This is a genomic window from Blautia ammoniilytica (genome assembly GCF_025566965.1).
Classification (GTDB): Bacteria; Bacillota; Clostridia; order Lachnospirales; family Lachnospiraceae; genus Blautia_A; species Blautia_A ammoniilytica.
Map to the genome: position 1 here is coordinate 1 of NZ_JAOQJL010000069.1, position 4,456 is coordinate 4,456.

Consider the following 4,456-nt stretch of genomic DNA (forward strand, 5'->3'; position numbering starts at 1 on the left):
TCAATTGATGTAAACGGCTGCCGGATTGGTTTTAATGCTATACTTTTTCCTTTTTTCAGTGTAACTTTTTTCGTTAAGCCTGTAAATTTCGTTGTTGCAACTACTTTTTTCTGCACTTTAACGGTAATCTTTTTGCTGATTCCACTTTTCAGGGTAACTGTTACGGTAGCTTTTCCGGTTTTCTTCTGCGCTGTTAGTTTTCCTTTAGAGGAGACCTTCACAATTTTGATGTTGCTGGATTTCCAGGAAACTACGGAGTCTCCCTTCTGAATCTGGGTGATTTTCAAACCTGTGGTTGCCTGCTTTACTTTCAAAGTAACTGCTGCAGCATTTAATTCTAATACTGGAGAAAGCTTATCTCCTGCTACCTTTTGTTCCTTCTCTTTGCAGCTTGCACAGCTTCTTTCCTGCAGTTCCGGATGGAATACATCTGCCTCCTGCACCGTTTTCCAATCGCCCCAGATGTGTGATTCCGGTGTCGGTGTTGGCACACCGCTGGGCTGTGGTTCTACGCTAGGTGTCGGTATGCTGCTGGGCTGTGGTTCATCAGCTCCATTATAGTGGATTTTCGCATCTGTCAAAGGCTTATTACCCCAATCAATATCTATTTTTTCCCATTCTGCTTCACTGCCTTCATAATATACATCAGCCAAGCTACTACAATCTTCAAAGGCTCTATCCCCGATGCTTATCACACTACTGGGAATTGTGATACTCGTTAGGCTGCTACAATAATAAAAAGCTCGCTCCCCGATGCTTGTCACACTACTGGGGATTGTGATACTCGTTAGGCTGCTACATCCGCAAAATGCGTAATCCCCGACGCTTGTCACACTACTCGGGATTGTGATACTCGTTAGGTTTCTGCATCCATAAAATCCATAAGCCTCGATGCTTGTCACACTACTCGGAATTGTGATACTTGCTAGGCTGCTACATCTTTCAAAGGCCCTATAACAGATGCTTGTCACTCCACTGGGGATTGTGATACTCGTTAGGCTGCTACATCCGCGAAATGCGCTATCCTCGATGCTTGTCACACTATTGGGGATTGTGATACTCGTTAGGCTGCTACATCCATCAAAGGCCGACTCTGAAATGCTTGTCACACTATTGGGGATTATGATACTCGTTAAGTTATTACATCCTTCAAATGCAAGGTTACCAATACTCGTTACTCCTTGTTTTATCACAACTTTCTTAATATTCTCGGTATATTTAAGCCACGGAGCATAATCTGCGGAGAAAACGAAATCATACATCTGTCCAATTCCATCAATCGTCAATGTCCCATTATCCAATTCCCATTTCAGATTTTCTCCACAGGTTCCAGATGTCGGTGCTGATACGGCTGATTCTGCATCAAACGTGGTTTTTACATAATTTCGGAATTGCATATCTGGAAACTCTGTCTCGCTGATTTCAACAAATTCGTCCCCACTGTTGCCGGTTCCATCCTCCAGCTCCTCAGGAGGAGCTGTTATCTGTTCCTCGCTTTCTGCATCTGTGTGGCTAAAATCACCTTCTCCTGAGCTGAACGCACTAGAATCACCCTCTTCAAAATCTGGATTTCCGGGAAAAATGTCCGAATCAGATTCGTCTGATCCAAAGTTTTCTGCATTGTCTTCCTGCGTATCCGCTTGTTCATGCGAATCTTCGCATACAAACTCTTCTGCTGAAGCAGATACAATTCCTGTCTGACTTCCTAACATTGAGAATGCCAAAATCACACTGATTATCTTTTTCTTCATGCTTTTTATCATTCCTTCCGCTTTACTCAGGGTACAAACAAGTTATGAAAATGTTCTCATTTAACCCCAGTGCTTTGGACTCTCCTTCCCCTGTAGTCTACTTTTTCATAAAGGAAACTGTTGCCATATTTATCACTTAACTAAAACCTGAATCTTAACTACTTTTTTACCTGATCTTACAGCAATTGTGGTTCTTCCCTTTTTCTTCGCCGTAACAACGCCTTTTGCATTTACTGCAGCAACACTCTTTTTTGACGATTCATAGGTTACTTTCTGTTTGCTTGTTACTGGTGCGGTAACTGCAGAAAGAATTAATTTTTCTTTTCGTTTCAATGTCACTTTTTTAGCTACATTTTCCCCTGTTATTTTATTCAATACTTTCAGAGAAGAAGTTGTAACGTCTGTTTTCTGTACCTTCACCGTAAATTTTACAAATGCGCCACTCAGCAGATTTGCAGTAATCTCAGATTTTCCTGCTTTTTTTGCTGCTTTTATTTTTCCATGCTGAGTTACTGTTGCCACTTTTTTATTACTGCTATTCCATGAAACCACGCTGTCTTCGGTCGCAAGACCTGTTATTTTCACCTGAAATGTCTGTTTAACCTTCATTGGCAATGTCCTATTGACCTGAACATTTAAATTAAATGTAGCTGGAATCTTTGCAATTATCTGTGTATTAATGATTTTTCCGCACACTGTACATTTCTGTATACGAGTTCCTGTTTCCATCACAGTGGCTCCCTTTTCTGTTACCCAATCACCTGGTGTATGAGGTTTTGGAGAAACAGTAACTGTTCTGGTCTCCCCCCTGTGAACAAGGCAGGTTTCTGTTACTTTTCCGCCAATCTGACAATCTTTTTCGTTATCTTCAACCTTTTTCCACTGGCAGTCATTCAGATTAACTCTGTATATTGAAATTTTTCCGGCACAAACTTCTTTTATATTAGATGCAACTCCCAGGTAGTAATTTTTTCCCTTAATCAGTTGAATTCCACCAAATTTTCCAATCCACTGTTCATCTGGCTGTATATAATAGTTGTAAGGTGCCGGATTACCATTATCATCTACACATCGAATCCCTGAGACCGCTATAGAATTATAATCTTCAATGAAACTATAAATTGCTGTTTCATCTGGTACAAACTTATACCATAAATATGCTGGAGCAATTCCATATTCCCCTAATGCAACTGTATTATCTCCCAATGACAACAACGGTATATTACTAAGATCCTTATGTTTCACTTTCACAGTAAAAGAATTTGACTTTACATCTCCATGTTGAAAATACATTGTATACGATGTATCAATCTGTTTTTGCCACCAGCTATTCCCCACTGATTCCATTATATTTCCATTTTCATCTTTGACTATAAGTGTAGCTTCTTCCTCATGTTCGCTTGCTATACCGGTATTAATAATATAAATTTTTTCAGTTATCTCTTCCGTTCCGTATTTCCATATCATAGTTCCACTGAACCACATATTTTCATCCGGAACGATCTCTATTTCCGGCTGATCCAGTTTAAATTCCATACCTATAAGAGTTTTCGAGTCTGAATTTCCTGCATCGTCACTGGAAGAAAATTGTAAAGTATCCTGCTGATATGCTGTTTCTTCATCTGAATCCGATTCTGAGAATTCGTCCACATAGAATAACTCTTCATCAGAGAAACTACTGTCTTCTATATTTTCCGGTTCAGATGTGACATCTTCCAAATCTCCATCAGCACATTCCTCTTCTGCTGCACATACAATAAACTTCTCCATTGGTACCAATGACATGAGAACTGTAACCGTCATCATAATTGAAACAAATTTCTTTTTCATAATATTTTTCTTCCATTTCTGAATTATAAGCAATTTATAGTAGTATTTTCGTCCTACAAAGCCTACTACCTTTTGTTCCTTCTCTCCACGACTTGCACAACTTCTTTCCTACAGTTCCGGAAGGAACACATCTACCTCCTGCACGACGATCTCATTCACTTTTTTATTGTCAACTCAAAATCCATGTGAACAAATAATTCTTTTTCGTATTTTTGATCGTAAGATATATCCTTCTTGCATCGGACGGAACTTGACTGATATTATTTACTATATGCCCCATCATCTGCTGATCCCAATATAAAATTCTTGTTACTTTATACCCTTTTTTCAAACGATAAGAGTATTTTCCCTTTAATCTTGTATATATCCTGCCAGTTGGACCTTTTTTAAATTGAGACGTTAAATTTTTGGTTCCTTTTTTGATGCTTGCAAACGGATTTGCATACTCATAAAAAGTATATTTACAACTTTTTGTATAACTTTTACCGTTTACCTTTACAGTAACTTTAACAGTCGTAGTTCCAGGCTTTTTGCATGTCACCCAAAAATTTCCGCAATTTTTAGTTTTTCCATTGACTATTTGGATGGTCGATTGGCAAAAAACGTCAGCAACTTCCGAATTGCTGTTTTTTACAGATATCTTGACCTTACCATCATAAGGTTCTGTACAGAAAGATGTTTTATTTATTACCGATACATTAACCGGAGATGCTACAGATCCCACGTTTCTAGGCATCTTGGATAGTGGATTCTTTGCTGCCCATACGGATACAGACGAAGCCAAAACCATTAATACAGACAGTAACATTATTAACAGTATCTTTTTCTTTGTTTTCATAAGATAATTCCTCCTGTATACTGGACTTAAAAATTTG

At 38.7% G+C, this 4,456-nt stretch carries 3 protein-coding genes; all 3 read right to left on the minus strand.

Going from position 1 to position 4,456, the window contains the following annotated elements:
• A partial coding sequence (locus OCV61_RS18250; protein ID WP_158422932.1) for a leucine-rich repeat protein occupies positions 1–1,751 on the minus strand: 1,751 nt, incomplete at its 3' end.
• A 132-nt stretch (positions 1,752–1,883) separates the two neighbouring features.
• Positions 1,884–3,581, minus strand: a complete 1,698-nt coding sequence (locus OCV61_RS18255; protein WP_158422933.1) for an Ig-like domain-containing protein — start codon at positions 3,579–3,581, stop codon at positions 1,884–1,886.
• A gap of 169 nt (positions 3,582–3,750) precedes the next feature.
• On the minus strand, positions 3,751–4,419 hold the full coding sequence (locus tag OCV61_RS18260) for a hypothetical protein (protein WP_158422934.1): 669 nt from the start codon (positions 4,417–4,419) through the stop codon (positions 3,751–3,753).
• Between the last annotated feature and the right edge of the window lie 37 nt (positions 4,420–4,456).